The following is a 17,703-nucleotide window of genomic DNA, read 5'->3' on the forward strand; positions in this document are numbered from 1 at the left end:
AGCACTATGTCTGAATTCTGGGGTTTTCCGGGGGCCGACATGCTCGCAGTCGCCCTTATTATCGTGCTTAGCAGCTTTGCGCTGTATCAGGCGCGGACTTTTGTGACGAAGCTGTAGTTTTGTAAGGCCGCTGCTGCCACTTTGCGCTTCCAAATGTGGTGAATCGCCCCCGGGTTTCTAGACACGCACGAAGCTTCGGAGATCTATAAGCGTCCGCCGAAGTTACCTTGCATGACTCAGGCAGATACCCACCGATGCGGCAGCAGTCGTTCAATCTCACTCGCCCGCTGCGCCGGCAGTCGCGTTAGCACCTCTTTGAGGTAGGCATACGGATCGTGCCCATTCATACGTGACGATTGGCACGTGCCGAGGAAGTTACGCGCATGCTCACCGGCCCGGCTCGGGCCGAAGTCATAAACCACAGCTTTAATCACCTTTGCGGTGCTGGGTAGATGACCTGGCCGGACGTACGATTTTCCGAGGTGAGCGCCAGGCCCAGTAGACACAGCAGATTTTCCGGCATCGCTTAAGGTTCCAGAACCCTCTGCGGCAGAATTACAAGCACTTGAAGGAGCTAGAAGCGCTGCTAGGCGTTCCGCCCGGGCACATCCATTCGGTAATCGCCTTCGTCGGCGGCGGCAGCTTCAAGACCGCCATGCCGGACAATGTCACCCAAGGCGTCAGCTTCATCCGCTATATCAAGTCCTTTGAGCAGCCTGTGTTCAACGAAGTGCAGGTGAGTGCAATGGTGAAGGCGCTGGAGAGCGGGAAGAGGGACAGTACGCTCACTACCCACTACGAGCATGTACAACGCCTGAAAGAGCGAAACGACCCTTTTGCGGAACGCCGTTGCCCGCGGTGTGGGAGCGCTTTCAAAATTCGTATCCGTAAGACAGGTAATAGAGCAGGAGAGCGTTTCTGGGGCTGCAGCGCCTACCCCAAATGTCGAGCGAAACACGATTTGGATTAGTCCTCCGGGTACTTCGTCCTGTGAAGCCGCGAATGAAAGCAATTGGCGGCCACCAAGCGAACTGAACCAGTCACCGGAGCCCGATTCACTTGAGCTCGCGCGGGATGAAGTTAGCCGAGAAATTTTGCCGGACTCGAGGACAGCGAAATCAGCCAAACGGCGTCAATCTGATGCTGTTTTTGATGTTGGATCTGAGCCTTTTTTAAGAGGTCTCGCTCGTGACTCTCAGTTTTCGACGTATTTATAGCGTTTTCACACAGCCTGGACCCAAGGCTGTCAATGCGCCGCCCGCGGATTGGCGCGAGAAAATGATTGCCCTGTGCGTGGCCGGACGACTCGCCGTTTGCTGACGAAGTCCTCAAGGCCTGTCACAGGTGGATGACGGCAGCATTGGCTGCGCGGTCGTAGTGGTTCGAGCGGCCTGATTCAGATCAGCAATTGCAAGGCATCAAACAGACGTCGGTCTTCGGCCTTCGACGAGCGTGAGCGGCGACGCACCACCTGCAGGATGCATTCGATGAAGCACTGCGCGGCGCTGCCCGGCTGGCTGTTGCGCGGGGTGACGATGCCGATGGTGTCGGTGGCGAAGGATTCGGTAAGGTTCAACCGGGTCACGCGGTCGCCGAAGATCGGCACGGTCAGCATCGGCTCGGGGCAATAGCTAAGCATGTCGGTCTGCTCGGTCAGTGAAAGCATCAGTTGCAGCGAGTGGGCACGCTGCACATGCTCCACGGCGATCTGCGCGCCGTGTTGCCCGAAGAGTTCGTGCATGAAACTGTCGTGGTTGGCGTCCGGATAGTTGACGACCCAATCCTGATCCAGCAAATCGTGGATCGAGCGGCAATCCTGCCTGGGATGGCCATGGCGAGCAATCACCGTCATTTCGTAGGAAAACAACGGGTCGCAGGCGAACTCCGGGCGCGGCATCAGCGCTGAGACCAGGCCCACCGCCAATTCCATGGTGCCGTCCCTTAGCCGCGGCAAGGTGACTGCCATCAAACCCTCGAAAATCTCCAGCCGAACTTGTGGCATGTGCTGGCGGAACAACTGCACCACCTCGGGCAGCAGGGTCATGCCCATCCACGGCGAAATTCCTAGGCGCAGGTGACCTTCAGTCTGGCCCCGCAGGTGAGTCAGCTCCAGCTGTGCCAGCGCCAGTTGGCCTAGCATTTGCCTGGCGTGCAGCAGCAACGAGCGCCCATATTGGGTGAGCATCACGCCGCTGGCGTTGCGCGTTAGCAGCGGCAGTTGCAGGTGGCTCTCCAGTTCCCGCAGCGACTTCGCCACGGCGGTCTGCGAGACTCCGATCTTGCGGGCTGCAGCGCGGATGCTGCCGCAATCGGCGATCGCCACCAATGCCTGCAACTGATGCAGTTTCATGTCTTATTCCTTCGTCAGGCGTAAACCAATGGTTTTCAGTCCAACCATTTTGCGACTGCCGGCGGATGGGCCGGCTGCCTATTATCGGACCCGCAGCATGCCCGTTAATAACAACAAGGAAAACCCATGACCCAGCCATGCGTATTATCCGGTATCGCAGCGCTTGAAGAAGAAATGATTGCGTTGCGCCGACACCTGCATGCCCATCCTGAATTGAGCTTTGAAGAGTTCGCCACCAGCGACCTGGTCGCCTCCCGGCTTGAGGCGTGGGGCTACGAAGTGCACCGTGGTCTGGGCGGTACGGGCGTCGTTGGACGCTTGCGCCAGGGTGCCAGTAACCGCGTCATCGGCCTGCGCGCGGATATGGACGCATTGCCCATCGTCGAGCAGACCGGCCTGCCGTACGCCAGCCGCAATGAAGGCGTGATGCATGCCTGCGGGCACGATGGCCATACCGCAATCCTGCTGGCGGCCGCCAAGCATCTTGCGCAGAGCCGTGAGTTCGACGGCATCCTGGTGCTGATTTTCCAGCCGGCGGAAGAGGGCGATGGCGGCGCCCGGCGAATGATCGAGGACGGTCTCTTCGAGCTATTTCCCTGTGACGCCATATTTGCGATGCACAACATGCCGGGACTGCCAACAGGCAAGTTCGGTTTTCTGCCCGGCCCGTTCATGGCGTCCACCGACACTCTGACCATTGCCGTCAATGGCGTGGGCGGTCATGGGGCGATGCCCCACAAGGCCATCGACGCCATCCTCGCCGGCTCTGCGATTGTCCAGGCGCTGCAGAGTGTCGTCTCGCGCAACGTCAACCCGCTGGATTGTGCAGTGGTCTCGGTCGGTTCCTTTCACGCCGGCATCGCCCCCAACGTGATCCCTGACCACGCCGAATTGCAACTGAGCGTCAGGGCGCTGAAGCCCGACGTCCGTGATCTGCTGATCGAGCGCATCACTGCGGTGGTCCAGGCTCAAGCCGCCAGCTTCGGCGCCACCGCGACGGTCGAAGTCGATGAGACGCAGCGTTTCCCGGCGTTGATCAACGACCTCCGGAGCACAGTATTTGCCCGCCAGGTAGCGCTGGATTGGCTGGGAAGCGACGGGGTGATCACCGACATGTCACCGCTCACGGGCAGCGAAGACTTCGCAGTGATGCTGGAGCAGTGTCCGGGTTGCTACTTGGTGATTGGCAACGGTGACGGCGAGGGCGGCTGCATGGTGCACAACCCCGGTTATGACTTCAACGATGACTGCCTGGCATTGGGGGCGAGCTACTGGGTGCGCCTGGTTGAATCCTTCCTGGCCTGATCGCCCACTGTCGGCCGGGGCAGTCGCTGCGCCTGGCAAAGGAGAAAGCATGTCCGTTACTGCAACCGCGCAGGGAGGCGAGGCTAGCGCCCGTCGTCCTGCCCTGAGTTCCCGTGCAATCGCCGCCATTACCTTCGGCTCGGCGCTGGAATTCTTTGAATTTTCGGTATTCAGTTTTTTTGCCACTGTGATCGGTCGGCAGTACTTTCCCGCGCAAAGCGAGCTCGGCCAGTTGTTGCTGGCGCTGGCGACCTTCGGCTTGGGCTTCGTCATGCGCCCGCTGGGCGGCCTGATCATTGGTGCCTACGCCGATCGCGCCGGACGCAAGCCGGCGATGTTGCTGACCCTGTGCCTGATGGCGCTGGGTTCAACGGCACTGGCGCTGACCCCAACCTACGCGCAGATCGGTCTGGCGGCGCCGCTGTTGATTGTTGCGGCGCGGCTGGTGCAAGGCTTTGCCATCGGTGGTGAAGTCGGCGCCTCGACCGCGATGCTCATGGAGTATGCCGATGACCACAACCGCGGCTTCTATGGCAGTTGGCAGTTCTTCAGCCAGGGCTTGAGTTTTCTCATGGGCTCGCTGGTGAGCTTGGCCTTGAGTGCTGGCCTCAGCGACGCTGATCTGGAAAGCTGGGGCTGGCGCATCCCGTTCCTGGTGGGGGTGCTGGTGCTGCCGGTCGGCGTGTATATCCGTCGTCACCTGCAGGAAACCGCAGCCGAGCCCAGCGCGCATCAGGCGTCACCGCTGCGGCAGATATTCACCCATCATCGCGGCGTACTTATCGCCGGGATACTGATGGCGATCGGTGGTACCGCCAGCAGTTACATCGTCCTCGACTACATGACCAACTACACCGTTGCAGTGTTGCATCTGCCGCTGCAGGTCGGTATTGGCGCATCCTGCCTCGGCGCCCTCGTGCAGATTATTCTGTCGCTATGGGCCGGCAAGCTCAGTGACCGGATCGGCCGGCGTCGCACCATTGTCCTGGGCAGCGTGCCGATGCTGATCCTGATTTACCCGGCCTTCCTGTTGATGACCCATTTCCCGACGATTATCACGCTGATGCTGGTATCGATTTTCAACACCTTCCTGCTGGTGATGATCACCGTGCCGTCGGTGGTGATGCTGACTGAGATGTTCCCTCGCGCCATCCGCGCCACTGGCCTGTCCCTGGTCTACTGCCTCGGCGTCTCGATCTTTGGCGGTTTCGCCCAGTTCTTTGCCACCGGCCTGATCAGTCTGACTGGGAACAATCATGCGCCTGCGCTGTACGTGATGATCTGTCTCTGCGCCACCCTCGTCGGCGTGACGATGTCCAGGGAAACCGCAGGCAAACGCCTCGACTGAGCAATCCCCCGACGGCCTTGGCACCGATCCACGGCCGAATAATAAAAACAGGCGCTTTAGCGCTCTTAAATCTAATGGATTTGTGCATGTCCCATACTTCAAAGTTGTGGCCGTTGGCTGCTGCCTGCACGGCGATTTTTTCCGGAATCTGCGTGGCCGATGAGCAGGGCTTCCTCGCGGACAGTCACCTGACCCTGGTCAACCGTTTCAATGTTTTGAACACCCGGATCTCCGGCGACGGTCATGATCAGCGCCAGCACAATCGGCGCGATCCCCGCGACGTCGCCCTGGGAGAACGCCTGAGTTTTGCCTCCGGTTTTACCCAAGGCCCGGTCGGACTTGGCGTCGATGCGTTCGGCTACGCCGCATTCAAACTGGACGGTGGCGCCGGCCACGCCGGTTACGGCAACATCCAGCTCAATGACGAGAGCGAGCCCAAAGATGTTTTTGGCCGTGCTGGCGCCTCGCTCAAGCTGCGGTACGCGCAAAGCCAATTACGCTACGGTCAAATGGAAGTGCTGAATCCGGTGTTCGCTACCGCGGACTTACGGGTTTTACCCAGCACCGCGACCGGCTTTCTGCTGAGCAGCAAGGACGTCAAGGATTTGCTGCTCGAAGGCGGGCATTTTACCGCGGGCATCGAGCCGGCCTCGACCAGCAGCCGGGGCGGGCTGTGGGCCAACTACGCCAATGTGCAGACCGCCGCTGTCGACTTCGCCGGTGGCCGCTATGCGCTGGGCGAGCAGGGGGCCATCAGTCTGTACGGCTCTGAGTTCGAAGATCTGTGGCGCCAGCAATACATCGGCAGCAGTTATGCCTGGAAGCCCAGCGCAGGCAGCAGATTGGACCTGGAGGGCAACCTCTACCACTCACGGGACCAGGGTCAGTCCAATGCCGGCGCGATCGACACCACGGCCTGGTCCGGCCTGATGGCCTACTCGCTGCTCAATCACAAGCTCACCGTCGCCTTCCAACACGTCATCGGCGATACCCCGTTCGACTACATCGGCTTTGGCAACAATGGTTCCGGAGCCTTCGGCAACTCTATCTTCCTCAGCAACGCAGTCATGGCGTCCGACTTCAACGGTCCCAATGAAAAGTCCTGGCAAGTGCGCTACGACCTCGACTTGGCTCCCTACGGCGTGCCCGGCTTAAGCTTTATGGGGCGCTATGTTTACGGCTACGACATCACCAGCTCGCCCAATCCGCACTACGGCGCCTGGGCCAATGCCGACGGCGCCTCGCACAAGGAACTGGACCTGGAAGCACGCTACGTCGTGCAAAGCGGTCCGGCCAAGGACATGCGCGTGCGCCTACGCCGGGGCATGCACAACGCCATTGGCGGCCAGCCGGATGGGGACATCACCATGAACATTGTCGTGGTCGAGTGGCCGCTGCGGATCTTCTGACCGCAGTGCTGCCGATCCAAAACCGTTTCCAACAACAAAAAACAAAAGGGATACCTACCGATGAAATTTCCAGCCCCTCTTGGCCTCGCCATATTCGCGGCCATGGCGCCCACGCTGTGCAACGCTGCCGATGCACCTTGGGTTAATCCGGCCGTCGCCGCAGCCAGTGCGCAAGTGATCGACCTGCGCCACAGCATTCACCAACACCCGGAACTGGGAAACATGGAGGCCCAGACCTCCGCGCTGGTCGCCCAGCAACTGAAATCCTGGGGCATCGAAGTACGCACCGGCGTGGGCAAGACTGGTGTAGTCGGGGTATTGCGCGGTGGGAAGCCTGGCGCTGTAGTCGCCCTGCGTGCCGACATGGATGCATTGCCGGTCAAGGAAATGACCGGCCTGCCATTCGCCAGCAAGGCGGAGGGCGTGCGCCTGGGCAAGACCGTGCCGGTAATGCATGCCTGCGGCCATGATGCTCACACCGCGATGTTGCTGGGCGCTGCCCGGGTCCTGGCCGAACACCGTGAGGATGTGCCAGGCACCGTGGTGTTCCTGTTCCAGCCGGCGGAAGAGGGCGCGGCTGACGTCGACGATTTCGATACTCACGCGGTGATCGGCGCCAAGGCGATGATCCGCGACGGCGCGCTGGATTCACCCAAAGTTGAAGCGGTGTTCGGCGTGCACGTGATGTCCGGCTACCCGAGCGGGCACCTGTACTACAAGCCAGGCACCGCGTTGAACAGTGCCGACGATTTCCGCATCACGGTCAACGGCAAGCAGACCCATGGCTCGGCACCCTGGACCGGGGTCGACCCGATTGTCGCCAGCGAGAAAATCGTCGACGGCCTGCAGACCCTAGTCAGCCGTCGCATCGACTTGACCAAGGGTATGGGCGTGATCAGTGTCGGCTCGATCAACGGCGGCACCGCGACCAACATAATTCCAGAAACCGTGATCCTGTCCGGCACCATCCGCACCAACAACGCCGATATCCGCGACACCATCCTGGCTAAAATGCCGACCCTGGTCAGCGGCATCGCCACTGCTTATGAGGTCAAGGCCGACCTGGAAGTGATGCACTACGCACCGGTGACCACCAATAATCCTGGCTTGACCGAAGCGATGGTCCCGGCGCTGGAGTTGGCGGCGCCGGGCAAAGTCGAGCGGCTGCCGGCTCCACTGTCGCCCAGCGAAGACTTCTCGCTATACGCGGAAAAAGTCCCGGGGCTGTTCGTGTTTCTCGGCGCGACGCCTGAGGCGCAGGACATGAACAAGGCGGCACCCAACCATAGCCCGTATTTTTCGGTGGACGATGGAACACTGACCACTGGGGTCAAGGCGCATGTGCAGTTTGTGTTGAACTATGTGGGGCGGGTTGGTGGTAAATCCTGACGGATCAGCGTAGGCGGTTCATGCCTTTGAGGGAGCGTGCTTGACTGCGATGAACCCGAGACTGCCGCGGAGCTCCAGTTACTCCGCGTCATCGTTAACGGCCATCGCGGGCAAGCCAACTCTTACAGGGAGGTGTCCGCAATATCGGGCTGTGCAGTTGGTTGCGCCGACGCCTGGGCGGCAGTGACAACTCGGCGGCCCTGGCCCAGAACACGTACATTCGGATGTTGAGCCAACGTAAGGTATTCCGATGTTTCTGCCCTATGCCTCCCAAACCATCATCACTGCCTGACGGGTTCGAGTGGGTGCTGTAAGCGGGCGTGGGGTAAGTACAATCGGCGCGGTGTGGTTCATTGGTTGTTTGCGGCGGGGGAGCCATTGGGTTTTACCCCATGCGGCGCAGCAGGCTGCAGCGCCGCGTGGCGCTTACTTTGCGTTAGTTTTTTGCTTCGGTTTTACCGTCGTAACGCGCTCGCCATTTCTCCAGCACTGCGGCCCGCTGCCCGCCCGCCTGGTCGAAATCGACAGTAATCAGTCGGTCGTAGTATGCGTCGGGCATTTCCGCCAACTTGCTGTTGAATTCCGGGCGAGCCAATGCGGCTGCATTGGGTTGATACAGCAGGAACGCTTGTTCGCTGACTGCGAAATCCTCGAGTTTTTTGGCCGCTTCAAGGTTTTTGCTGCCTTTCATCAGCGCCACCGCGTTGATGTCCAGACCCAGGCCTTCGGTCGGCAGCACAATGTCCAGCGGCGCACCTTGACGTTTCAAGGTGACTGCCCGGTAATCGAGGGAAATGCCGATCGGGTATTCACCCATTGCTGCCTGAGTGCAGGGCTTTGAGCCGGAGTGGGTGTATTGGCCAATGTTGGCGTGGAGCCTATCCATGAAAGCCCAGGCCTTGTCTTCACCCATTATTTGCAACCATGCATTGACGGCTGAATAGCCCGTGCCTGAGGAGGCAGGGTTAGGCATGACGATTTTGCCTTTGTAAATCGGCTTGGTCAGGTCTTCCCAACTGGTGGGAATCGGGAGGCCCTGTTTTTTGGCTTCTACCGTGTTCACGCAGACGGCGGTCGCTTCCACTCCATTGCCGACCCATTGAGGCGGATTTTGCCTGTCACGAAAGCGCTGATCTACTTTCTCAACATCTTTGGGCGCATACGCTTGAAGCATGCCTTCCTTGCCCAGCAACGCCACACTCGATGCGTACAGGCCCCAGATGGCATCTGCCCGCGGATTGGCTTTTTCAGCCAGCAACTTGGCCGTGATGATCCCTGTCGAGTCCCTCACCCATTTGATCTGAATATCGGGGTTCTTGGCCTCAAAGGCTTTTTTGTATCCAGCAAGCTGCTCGTTTTCCATGGCCGTGTAGACGGTCAGTTCCGTGCTGGCGAAAGCCGTGCTGGCGATGCCGGCACCAAGAATGGCGGCAACGAGGGTAGTCCAGGATTTGATCATGGTAGGTCTCATTCAGTGGGAGGGTGACAGCAGAAATTACCGATTCAAGCGGTTCCGGTTCGCCAGTGTTGGGTGTACCTGACCAGGCCGCGCGACAGCATGTAAAGCACTATGGACACAAGGGCTGAAGTCAGGAGGATCAGCGTAGACAAGGCGGCAGCCGCGCCGATGTTGCCTGCGTCGTCCAGATTGAGTACCGCGACTGCCGCCAAAATTGTGTCGGGGCTGTATAGAAAAATCAGCGCCGATACCGAGGTCATCGAGGAGACGAAAAGGTAGCGAAACACCTCCAGCAATGCAGGCAGGCAGATGGGCAGCGTCACTCGCCGGTAGGTGGTGAGCAGTGGCACTTTCAGAGAAAGCGAAGCGGATTCAATCTCTTCGTTCAGTTGGCGCAAGGCTGTGGTCGCGGTCATTTGTGCCGGCGTCAGGAACCGCATTACGCAGCACACAACCATTAACGCTATGCCACCGTACATGCCGTTCAAGGGGTTGGCAGGATGGTTGAAGAAAAATACATACCCAAGTCCCATGACCAGACCAGGCACTGCCATCGGCAACATGCACAGCAATCGCAGCAGGTTATCAAGCCAGCCGCTGCGGGTTTTCTCCATCAGGTAGGCACAGGTGAAAATCACCGGTGTACCGATCACGGCGGTTAGACTTGCCAGCAACACGCTGTTGCCGTACGCCAACCACCCGACATCACCGCCTGATTCGAAATTGTAGTGCCGTAGTGAAACCGTCAAGTCGTACGGCCAGAAGTTGATCAGGGACGCCCCGACCGCAACCACCACCAGACTCAGGAGCGCTAAGCCGATCGCCCCGGCGATCAATAACAAAATAGAATCACGCAGCCGATTGCTCGGCGCTACATAAGTGGCTGCCTGGCTACTGACCTGGCTGCCACGCAATCTGCGCATCCATGCATCAACCGCAAAGCTGATGAGGGCCGGAACCAACAAGACGCTGCCAATCAGCGCGCCTTCAGAAAATTTTTGCTGGCCCACCACCGACTTGTACGCCTCCATCGCCAGCACTTGGTAGTCGCCGCCGATAACAACCGGGATACCAAAGTTGGTGATGGTTTGCGTGAACACCAGGCAACTGGCGGCAAACACCGCGTAGCGGGTGCCGGGCCATGTGACATTAAGGAAGGTTTTCCAATGGTTCGCCCCCATACTGATAGACGCGTCGTACAGGCGTGCATCGGCCAGGCCCAAAGAAGAGATGAGGATCATCAGGGCCATTGGGAAGTTGTAAAACGCTTGCCCCAGCACGATACCGGAATAGCCGTAAATGCCGTCCGCGAACCACGATTTCAGCAGTCCCTGGTTTCCGAACAAGTAGATCAGCGCGATAGCTGACAGCATGGACGGCGCCATCAGCGGCAACAGCGATAGGCTTCGAAGCAACGCTTTGCCTGGTATCCAGCTGCGTTGCAGGGCATAGGCGAATACGTATGCAGCGGGCACTACCAATGCAACGGTGCTCAGAGAAACCTTGACGCTGTTGCCCAGCAACCACAAAAAGCGTGAGCTCGTGATCATCTGCCAGACACCGGCAAGACCGTTTTGTACATCGACTACTTTACTCAGCATGCTCATCAGCGGCAGTGCGAGTCCAACGACCAGCAACAGCACCATCAACAGCTTCACGCCGCGGGTGAATAGAAGGTCAAGGAGTACGGCTTTAGGCGACCGCGTCAAAGGTTCTGGCTGCAGAGGAGCTGTTTGAGGTAACTGCAAGCTGGTCATCGCACCGCTCCTGGAAAGGCCCGCAAGCTGTGGGATGGAAGCGTCAGCCATACCCGTTCGGCATCTATTGGCGGGGCGTTGAGGTCAGCACTGATCTCCGCAACAATAGGCTGGCCTCGAAGCTGGTCCAGCTCTACCGTGAGCCGGTAGCGATTGCCCAGAAACAGTTTTTCGATGACCTGTGCGGCCATGCTGTTTGAAGCTTGGGGGTAATTGTCGATGCGTAATGCTTCCGGCCTGCAAAATAGCCGGCCTGGTCCGCCAGCAGTGTCTTGGTCAATGTTCAGAGACGCAGCACCCAGGTGAGCTTGGCCGTTACTCAGGCTCTGGTAGTCGAGCCAATTGGCATGGCCGATGAAGTTGGCGACAAAAGGTGTTGCGGGCGAGCGATAGATATTTTCCGGAGTGTCGAATTGCTCGATGCGGCCTTGATTCATCACCGCGATACGGTCCGCCATGACCATCGCTTCATCCTGGTCATGAGTGACCATGACCGTGGTGATACCGAGCTTGCGTTGCAGGGAGCGCAGTTCGTGACGCAGATGTTCGCGAACTTTTGCATCCAGTGCAGACATCGGTTCATCAAGTAGCAACAGCGAAGGCGAGGGAGCCAAAGCACGGGCCAGGCCCACACGCTGCTGCTGTCCGCCGGACAATTGTCCTGGGTACTTGCCAGCCATAGCAGTCAGGCCGACCAGCTCAAGCATTTCCTGGACACGTTCGCGTACTTGAGAGAGCAGGAGGTTACGCGTGCTCAGGCCATAGCCAATATTTTGCGCAATGGTGAGGTTGGGGAACAACGCATAAGACTGAAATAAGATCCCGTAGTCACGCTCCTGAGGGTGAGCGCGAGAAATGTCTCTGGGGCCAATCATCAGACGACCGGCGTCTTGTTTTTCCAGGCCGGCGATGATCCGCAATAGCGTGGTTTTTCCACACCCTGAAGGCCCGAGCAAGCACACAAGCTCGCCCGCCTTGACCTCAAGCGAGACATCATCGAGTACGCTGAGTTTACCGAATGATTTACCTATGCCTTGAACCGAAAGCGGCACGTTAGAGAGTTGGGCGATGGTAGAAGCCATGGTGAATCCCTATGCAATGCCAGCCACCAAAACCAATGGTGGCACCGATGAAAAACAACGGTAGTGAGCGAATGACTGGCAGATAGGAAGTTAGCGAATGTCGGCAATCTGTTGTTGCCGTACGGAAGTTAGCTCGCTTGGATTTGATGTATCACGCACAAAAATGCCCCGCAAATATAAAACTGAAAAAAACACCACACACCGAATTTAGCACTCGTCGGCCAGAACTAGATTTTTATCAATAGCTATTAAAAACAATTAGATAGAATTACTTTAGTTTCTCTGAAGCATCTGATTTCACTGCGAAAAAAAGCCTATGAATCCATAGGTCTTTTGCGCCTTAGGGCCCGCGCTGGGCCGGGCAGCTCGATTACCAACGACCTGATTCGAGATGGGTAAATCAGTTCTACTGATACCAAACCACCCAATAACCGATTGGATTGATGAGTTTGTGGTTGGCATGCTGGCGGCTTTCCTGGAGTGAGCCACCCCATGTCCGACGCCAATCTGGCCACATTGCTGGTACTGATTTCTGCTTTCATGCACGCCAGTTGGAACGCCGTAGTCAAATCCAGCACCGATCGACTATCCTCGATGGCAATGGTCGACAGTGTCGCGTTTATTGTCGCGTTGATCGTCTTGCCCTTTGTCGAGGCACCTGCAGTGCCGGTATGGGGGCTGATTGGGCTGTCCGTGGCGGTCAACCTGTTCTATCGCTACTTCTTGATCAGGGCTTACCACTTTGGCGATTTCGGCCAGGTGTACCCACTGGTTCGCGGTTTGCCACCTTTGCTGGTGGTGGTGTTTGCGACCCTGTGGCTGGGGGAGACCTTGTCACCGCTGGGCTTGACTGGCGTGGTTATCTTGTCGCTCGGGGTTCTTAGCCTGTTACGCGTGACAGAACAGTGGCAGGCGCCCCGTAATGCTTTGGCCGCTGGCGTTTGTGTGGCCTTGTACACGGTCATTGATGCTCAAGGGGTGCGGAGCGCTCAGGGAGTGCTTTCTTATCTGGTGTACTTCACCTTGATACTTAGCGTGCCGATCCCGCTTTTTGCCGCGAAGCGTCGGCGCCAGGCGCTGCTCCAGCATGTGCAGGGCCATTGGCGAATGTCGGTGTTTGGTGGGCTGACTTACTGCGCAGCATATGCCCTGGTGCTCTGGGCGATGACTCTGGAGAACGTGGCGAAAATCGCCGCATTGCGCGAGAGCAGTGTGATCATCGGCGCGGTAATTGCCACGCTCCTGTTCAAAGAGCCATTCGGTCGCCGTCGATTGATTGCCGCCGTTGCCGTTACTTTGGGTATTGTGCTGATCAAGTTCGCCGCTTGACGAAGCGTTTTTGCGCCACTTGCAGGAAATCGTCAATCAGACGTGCAGCGCGTCGCTCTTTCAGGCAGTAGAGAAACTCGTCGAGCAAGGTGGCTTGATGAATCGTCACGATGCGTAACTCCTGACTGTCAGGCACTTCGTTGCGAGCAATGATGCTCACCCCGATGTTACGCAGCACCGCCTCCCGAATGGCCTCCCGGCTGCCAATCTCGATGACGTTCTCAAGCTTGATCTGGGCTTGTACAAGCATGTCTTCAGTAAGTTGGCGGGTGTGAGAGCCGTGTTCCCGCATGAGCACACAATGATGTTCGATAGAGCTTAGAGAGATGCGGCTCTGGTTCGCCAGCGGATGGCTTCGATGAGCTACCAGTACCAACGGATCTTGCCCCAATGGCAGACAAAACAGTCGCGGGTCAGTCAGCTGCTGAGAGGACGTCACCAGATCGACCCGGTACTCATCCAGCGCATTAATCATCTGTTGTGAGTTGCCCAACTCCAGACTGACTTGCACTTCATGCTGTTCGCGAAAAGCTTTTAACAAATCCAGGATGTAGTAGGGCGCGGTGGCACCGATGCGAAGTTTCCCGGCTTTGCTGCTGGCGTTGGTCAAAAAGAATTCGATGTTCAAACCATGGGAGATCATCGGCTTGATCAGTGGCAATAACCGGGTACCGGTCTCGCTGAGAGTCAGACGCCTGCCACCCCGATAAAAAAGCTCGACTGCAAACTGACTTTCCAGCTGGCGAATCTGGTTGGTCACCGTGGGTTGGCTCAGCCCCAGCTTCCTGGCGGCGAGGGTCACGCTGCCTAATTGGGCAACCATGTAGAAAGCTTTGAGTTCCGATTCAAGCATTATTCGCGCTCTGGCTTTAGGTCGACCCGGTCGAATAGGCCAGGAAGTCAGCAGCTATCTTAAGCCCTGAGTTTGAGTTGTGCATACGCCTGATCACTTGGGACACGCTTAGTGTGATGTCGACGATGACATTCGCAGGTAGGTCGCTCAAATCGGTTGCTCCAGGGTCCGCATCGGAAAAACCAATACCAAAGATGAGAGTCGATCATTACGGCACCAGACAACAGCGTCTAGCGACCTTATCGCGCAGAAGACCTATGGATTCATAGGTAATTTTGCGCTGCGGAATTCGATGCTTTCTCACCAGAAAATTTATCCTATCTCATTGTCTTTACTGACTATTAACAAACATTGATTTCGAGCGGATGAGCGCTGAATTCATTATCGGGCTGTTTTTTTCAGTTTTCTGTTTACCGGTCATTTTTCTGCGTGATAAATCAAATCCAAGGCATCACTCCTCACAACAACAAAACCGCCGGAGAAGATCATGACCAAAGCCGAGTTCCCGATGACCCAGCCACTGGCAAAACCTGCTCTGGGTGAACCTTACCTGCTGACACCGGGCCCCCTGACCACCTCCAAAGCGACCAAGGAAGCCATGCTTCGCGATTGGGGTTCATGGGATGGTGCCTTCAACCAAGTCACCGCCGAAGTTCGCCAGAACCTTCTTGGCATGGCAGGGGTGCAGGACGACAGTTTTGCTTGCGTACCGCTCCAAGGTAGCGGTAGCTATTCAGTAGAGGCGGCGCTGGCCACCGCCATCCCGCGTGATGGCAAAGCGCTGGTGCTGATGAATGGCGCTTATGGCCAGCGCGCCACCAAAACGCTGGAATACCTTGGCAGGGCATACATCACTTTAGACAAGGGTGACTACCTGCCGCCGCAGCCTGATGAAGTTGATGCTCTGCTCAAATCAAATCCGGATGTGACCCACGTCTTTCTGGTCCACTGCGAAACCAGTTCCGGCATCCTCAACCCGCTGCGTGAGATTTCCGACGTGGTAAAGGCCCACGGTAAAAGCCTGATTATCGACGCCATGAGCACTTTCGGCGCTGTGCCGGTAACCGTCAAAGACATTGCCTTTGATGTGCTGGTGTCTTCGGCCAACAAATGCATCGAAGGTATTCCTGGCTTCGGCTTCGTGATCATCCGCCGCTCGGTATTGGAGACTGCAAAGGGCCGAGCCAACTCCCTGTCCCTGGACCTCTACGAGCAGTGGGTGTACATGGAGCGCACCGGTCAGTGGCGCTTCACTCCGCCAACTCACAGCGTGGTGGCCTTCCATAAAGCCCTCGAACAGCACGCGCTCGAAGGCGGTGTGCATGGTCGTCTGGCGCGCTACACACGCAACCGTGACGTCCTGGTAAGTGGCATGCGTGAACTCGGATTCCGCACCCTGCTGGAAGACTGCTGGCTGTCGCCGATCATCACCACATTCTTCTGCCCCGAGCACCCGAACTTCCAGTTCATGCATTTCTATGAAGAACTCAAGACCCGCCAATTCATCATCTACCCGGGCAAGCTGACCGAGGCTGAAAGCTTTCGCATCGGTTGCATCGGACAGATCGACGAATACATCGTCCACCAGCTTCTACGCGCCATTGCCGACAGCCTCGTGGCAATGGGCGTGGACATGCCAAAACCAGCAACCTGATCGACCCCTTTCAAGATCCCTGTCGATTCGAGCATCGGTGCAATGGGTAGCACCCTTGGATAGGGGTCTTTTTTAAGCATGGATTCGGTGACTTACCGCTTGGCAACGCCGAGCAGAAGTCAGCGATCGCGGCAAATTAATGCTTGAAGCCTGACGCCATCCTCATGGTCATCTTTTCGATGGTGTGTGCTTGGACAGGACTTCTGCACCGAAAACAAAAACAAAAACCAATTAATTGCGCTGTCTGGCACCTCATACGGGATCAGAACACCATGAACAAAAACACCACAGGCCCGCTCGCAAGTGGCTGGAAATCCCTCCACCGTTGGCGCGTGCAGGTTTTCCTAATTACCTGGTTGGCCTATGCCGCCTTCTATTTCACCCGCAAAGCGTTCTCTGTCGCCAAGCTTGGTATTGGCGAGGACCCGAGCTTCATGCTCGAAAAGTCCATGATGGCCAACCTCGACGCCCTCTATCTGACTGCTTATGCCGCAGGCCAGTTTCTATGGGGCAATTTCGCTGACCGCTTCGGACCGCGGATCGTTGTCCTTAGTGGCCTGGTTATATCGGCTGTGGCGGCACTGCTCATGGGCACCTACGCCACGTTACCGATATTCGTATCCTGCATGCTGATACAGGGCCTTGCACAGTCCACCGGTTGGTCAGGCCTATGTAAGAACCTTGGCAGTTTCTTCAGTACTGGCGAACGTGGCCGCGTAATGGGTTATTGGTGCACCTGTTACGCCTTTGGTGGTCTGGTAGCAACGCCATTTGCCGGTTGGTGGGCCTACAACTTGTACCACGACTGGCGCATAGCGTTCATCAGCAGCGCTGCTGTGGTGCTAGTGGTGGCAGTGTTGTTCTTTTTCCTGCAGCGCAACAGGCCGGAAGACGTAGGTCTGCCTCCAGTCGAGATCGAGCTAGAACCTGTCAGCAACGTCATCGTTCCACGCGAGAGCATGTGGGCGGGCTTGCGTACCGTCATGAAAAATCGAACCGTGCTGGTTCTGGGCCTTGCCTATTTCATGCTTAAACCCGCGCGCTACGCCATTCTCTTATGGGGTCCGGTAATCATTTACGAACGCATGCCTGAAATTGGCAAAGTTGCGTCCGCGATTGTACCTACCGCTTTTGAACTGGCCGGGCTGGTAGGCCCAATCCTTATCGGTATTGCCTCAGATAAGTACTTCGGCGCTCGTCGTATGCCGGCCTGTGTCCTCAGCCTGGTTGTCCTCACGGTCTGCTTAGGGTTGTTTGTTCCTGCAATGCAGAGCGGCAGTCTCTACATGGTGGTCGGCCTGCTGTTCATGATGGGCCTGACACTCTATGGGCCGGACTCGATGATCAGCGGCTCGGCGGCCATTGATTTCGGTAGCAAGGACGGAGCGGCCTCATCCGCAGGTTTCGTCAACGGTTGCGGTTCGATAGGGGCAATCCTTGGCGGCTTGCTGCCCGGTTACTTCGACACAATTACCGTATTTCTGGTGTTCACCGGCGCTGCACTGTTGGCCAGCTTGATGTTGATTCCGTTCTGGAACAGCCGTCCGAAAACAGTGGAAAAACAACAGTCAGTCTCGATGCCCGTACAACCGGTCGTTGTCGGCACCAACCCTTGAACTTGTAGTCACCTCATACCTTTTGCTGGAGCGATCATCATGAATTACAAACAACCCGATCAACTGCAAGCCGTGGTTCTGGACTGGGCGGGCACCGTTGTTGATTTCGGTTCCTTTGCCCCGACGCAGATCTTTGTCGAGGCTTTCGCCGA

Annotated in this window: 12 protein-coding genes and 3 pseudogenes; 9 read left to right on the forward strand and 6 right to left on the reverse strand. The window is 57.4% G+C overall.

Annotated features, from left to right (window positions below):
* Positions 1-236: 236 nt before the first annotated feature.
* Positions 237-407: pseudogene (locus AAEZ05_RS23985) on the reverse strand (transposase domain-containing protein); the annotation flags it as partial.
* 65 nt (positions 408-472) lie between these two features.
* Between AAEZ05_RS23985 and AAEZ05_RS23990 the strand changes: the two are divergent.
* Positions 473-970 (forward strand): annotated as a pseudogene (locus AAEZ05_RS23990) (nuclease-related domain-containing protein); the annotation flags it as partial.
* Positions 971-1,396: 426 nt separating this feature from the next.
* Here AAEZ05_RS23990 and AAEZ05_RS23995 read toward each other — a convergent pair.
* On the reverse strand, positions 1,397-2,350 hold the full coding sequence (locus AAEZ05_RS23995; protein ID WP_045060704.1) for a LysR family transcriptional regulator: 954 nt from the start codon (positions 2,348-2,350) through the stop codon (positions 1,397-1,399).
* 126 nt (positions 2,351-2,476) lie between these two features.
* On the opposite strand from AAEZ05_RS23995, the gene AAEZ05_RS24000 reads away from it, so the two are divergent.
* The 4 genes from AAEZ05_RS24000 to AAEZ05_RS24015 all read left to right on the forward strand — a co-directional run bounded on the left by AAEZ05_RS24000 (position 2,477) and on the right by AAEZ05_RS24015 (position 7,801).
* Positions 2,477-3,655 (forward strand): M20 aminoacylase family protein, encoded by a 1,179-nt coding sequence (locus AAEZ05_RS24000; protein WP_045060705.1) that lies wholly within the window; start codon positions 2,477-2,479, stop codon positions 3,653-3,655.
* Between the two features lie 49 nt (positions 3,656-3,704).
* Positions 3,705-5,003: an MFS transporter gene (locus AAEZ05_RS24005; protein WP_045060706.1), complete on the forward strand. Its 1,299-nt coding sequence runs from the start codon at positions 3,705-3,707 to the stop codon at positions 5,001-5,003.
* 86 nt (positions 5,004-5,089) lie between these two features.
* On the forward strand, positions 5,090-6,412 hold the full coding sequence (locus AAEZ05_RS24010; protein WP_052673005.1) for an OprD family outer membrane porin: 1,323 nt from the start codon (positions 5,090-5,092) through the stop codon (positions 6,410-6,412).
* Between the two features lie 60 nt (positions 6,413-6,472).
* Positions 6,473-7,801 (forward strand): amidohydrolase, encoded by a 1,329-nt coding sequence (locus tag AAEZ05_RS24015; protein WP_045060707.1) that lies wholly within the window; start codon positions 6,473-6,475, stop codon positions 7,799-7,801.
* A gap of 436 nt (positions 7,802-8,237) precedes the next feature.
* On the opposite strand, the gene AAEZ05_RS24020 is transcribed toward AAEZ05_RS24015, so the two are convergent.
* The 3 genes from AAEZ05_RS24020 to AAEZ05_RS24030 are packed head-to-tail and all read right to left on the reverse strand — an operon-like array spanning position 8,238 to position 12,099.
* Positions 8,238-9,260, reverse strand: a complete 1,023-nt coding sequence (locus tag AAEZ05_RS24020) for a putative 2-aminoethylphosphonate ABC transporter substrate-binding protein (RefSeq protein WP_045060708.1) — start codon at positions 9,258-9,260, stop codon at positions 8,238-8,240.
* A 44-nt stretch (positions 9,261-9,304) separates the two neighbouring features.
* Positions 9,305-11,008, reverse strand: coding sequence for a putative 2-aminoethylphosphonate ABC transporter permease subunit (locus AAEZ05_RS24025; protein ID WP_045060722.1), 1,704 nt, complete (start codon positions 11,006-11,008; stop codon positions 9,305-9,307).
* A 5-nt stretch (positions 11,009-11,013) separates the two neighbouring features.
* Complete coding sequence (locus AAEZ05_RS24030; RefSeq protein ID WP_045060709.1) at positions 11,014-12,099, reverse strand: putative 2-aminoethylphosphonate ABC transporter ATP-binding protein; 1,086 nt, start codon at positions 12,097-12,099, stop codon at positions 11,014-11,016.
* Between the two features lie 492 nt (positions 12,100-12,591).
* Here AAEZ05_RS24030 and AAEZ05_RS24035 point away from each other — a divergent pair, with 492 nt between their 5' ends.
* On the forward strand, positions 12,592-13,428 hold the full coding sequence (locus AAEZ05_RS24035; RefSeq protein ID WP_045057342.1) for an EamA family transporter: 837 nt from the start codon (positions 12,592-12,594) through the stop codon (positions 13,426-13,428).
* Here AAEZ05_RS24035 and AAEZ05_RS24040 read toward each other — a convergent pair.
* Positions 13,412-14,281, reverse strand: coding sequence for a LysR substrate-binding domain-containing protein (locus AAEZ05_RS24040; RefSeq protein ID WP_045057343.1), 870 nt, complete (start codon positions 14,279-14,281; stop codon positions 13,412-13,414). The two genes, AAEZ05_RS24035 and AAEZ05_RS24040, sit on opposite strands and share 17 nt — an antisense overlap.
* A 487-nt stretch (positions 14,282-14,768) precedes the next feature.
* On the opposite strand from AAEZ05_RS24040, the gene AAEZ05_RS24045 reads away from it, so the two are divergent.
* The 3 genes and pseudogenes from AAEZ05_RS24045 to AAEZ05_RS24055 form a co-directional block, all read left to right on the forward strand.
* The gene (locus AAEZ05_RS24045; protein WP_045057344.1) at positions 14,769-15,935 is read left to right on the forward strand and encodes a 2-aminoethylphosphonate--pyruvate transaminase; all 1,167 of its coding nucleotides are present in this window, start codon (positions 14,769-14,771) and stop codon (positions 15,933-15,935) included.
* A 272-nt stretch (positions 15,936-16,207) separates the two neighbouring features.
* The gene (locus AAEZ05_RS24050) at positions 16,208-17,551 is read left to right on the forward strand and encodes an MFS transporter (protein WP_045057345.1); all 1,344 of its coding nucleotides are present in this window, start codon (positions 16,208-16,210) and stop codon (positions 17,549-17,551) included.
* Between the two features lie 39 nt (positions 17,552-17,590).
* A pseudogene (locus tag AAEZ05_RS24055) lies at positions 17,591-17,703 on the forward strand (phosphonoacetaldehyde hydrolase); the annotation flags it as partial.

The organism is Pseudomonas sp. HY13-MNA-CIBAN-0226, from assembly GCF_040310305.1.
Lineage (GTDB): Bacteria > Pseudomonadota > Gammaproteobacteria > Pseudomonadales > Pseudomonadaceae > Aquipseudomonas > Aquipseudomonas gregormendelii.

What these genes read in the sequence shown, in the direction of transcription:
- AAEZ05_RS23995 (WP_045060704.1), bottom strand. Translation starts at nt 2,350, where the DNA reads ATGAAACTGCATCAGTTGCAGGCATTGGTGGCGATCGCCGATTGCGGC.
- AAEZ05_RS24000 (WP_045060705.1), top strand. Translation starts at nt 2,477, where the DNA reads ATGACCCAGCCATGCGTATTATCCGGTATCGCAGCGCTTGAAGAAGAA.
- AAEZ05_RS24005 (WP_045060706.1), top strand. Translation starts at nt 3,705, where the DNA reads ATGTCCGTTACTGCAACCGCGCAGGGAGGCGAGGCTAGCGCCCGTCGT.
- AAEZ05_RS24010 (WP_052673005.1), top strand. Translation starts at nt 5,090, where the DNA reads ATGTCCCATACTTCAAAGTTGTGGCCGTTGGCTGCTGCCTGCACGGCG.
- AAEZ05_RS24015 (WP_045060707.1), top strand. Translation starts at nt 6,473, where the DNA reads ATGAAATTTCCAGCCCCTCTTGGCCTCGCCATATTCGCGGCCATGGCG.
- AAEZ05_RS24020 (WP_045060708.1), bottom strand. Translation starts at nt 9,260, where the DNA reads ATGATCAAATCCTGGACTACCCTCGTTGCCGCCATTCTTGGTGCCGGC.
- AAEZ05_RS24030 (WP_045060709.1), bottom strand. Translation starts at nt 12,099, where the DNA reads ATGGCTTCTACCATCGCCCAACTCTCTAACGTGCCGCTTTCGGTTCAA.
- AAEZ05_RS24035 (WP_045057342.1), top strand. Translation starts at nt 12,592, where the DNA reads ATGTCCGACGCCAATCTGGCCACATTGCTGGTACTGATTTCTGCTTTC.
- AAEZ05_RS24040 (WP_045057343.1), bottom strand. Translation starts at nt 14,281, where the DNA reads ATGCTTGAATCGGAACTCAAAGCTTTCTACATGGTTGCCCAATTAGGC.
- AAEZ05_RS24045 (WP_045057344.1), top strand. Translation starts at nt 14,769, where the DNA reads ATGACCAAAGCCGAGTTCCCGATGACCCAGCCACTGGCAAAACCTGCT.
- AAEZ05_RS24050 (WP_045057345.1), top strand. Translation starts at nt 16,208, where the DNA reads ATGAACAAAAACACCACAGGCCCGCTCGCAAGTGGCTGGAAATCCCTC.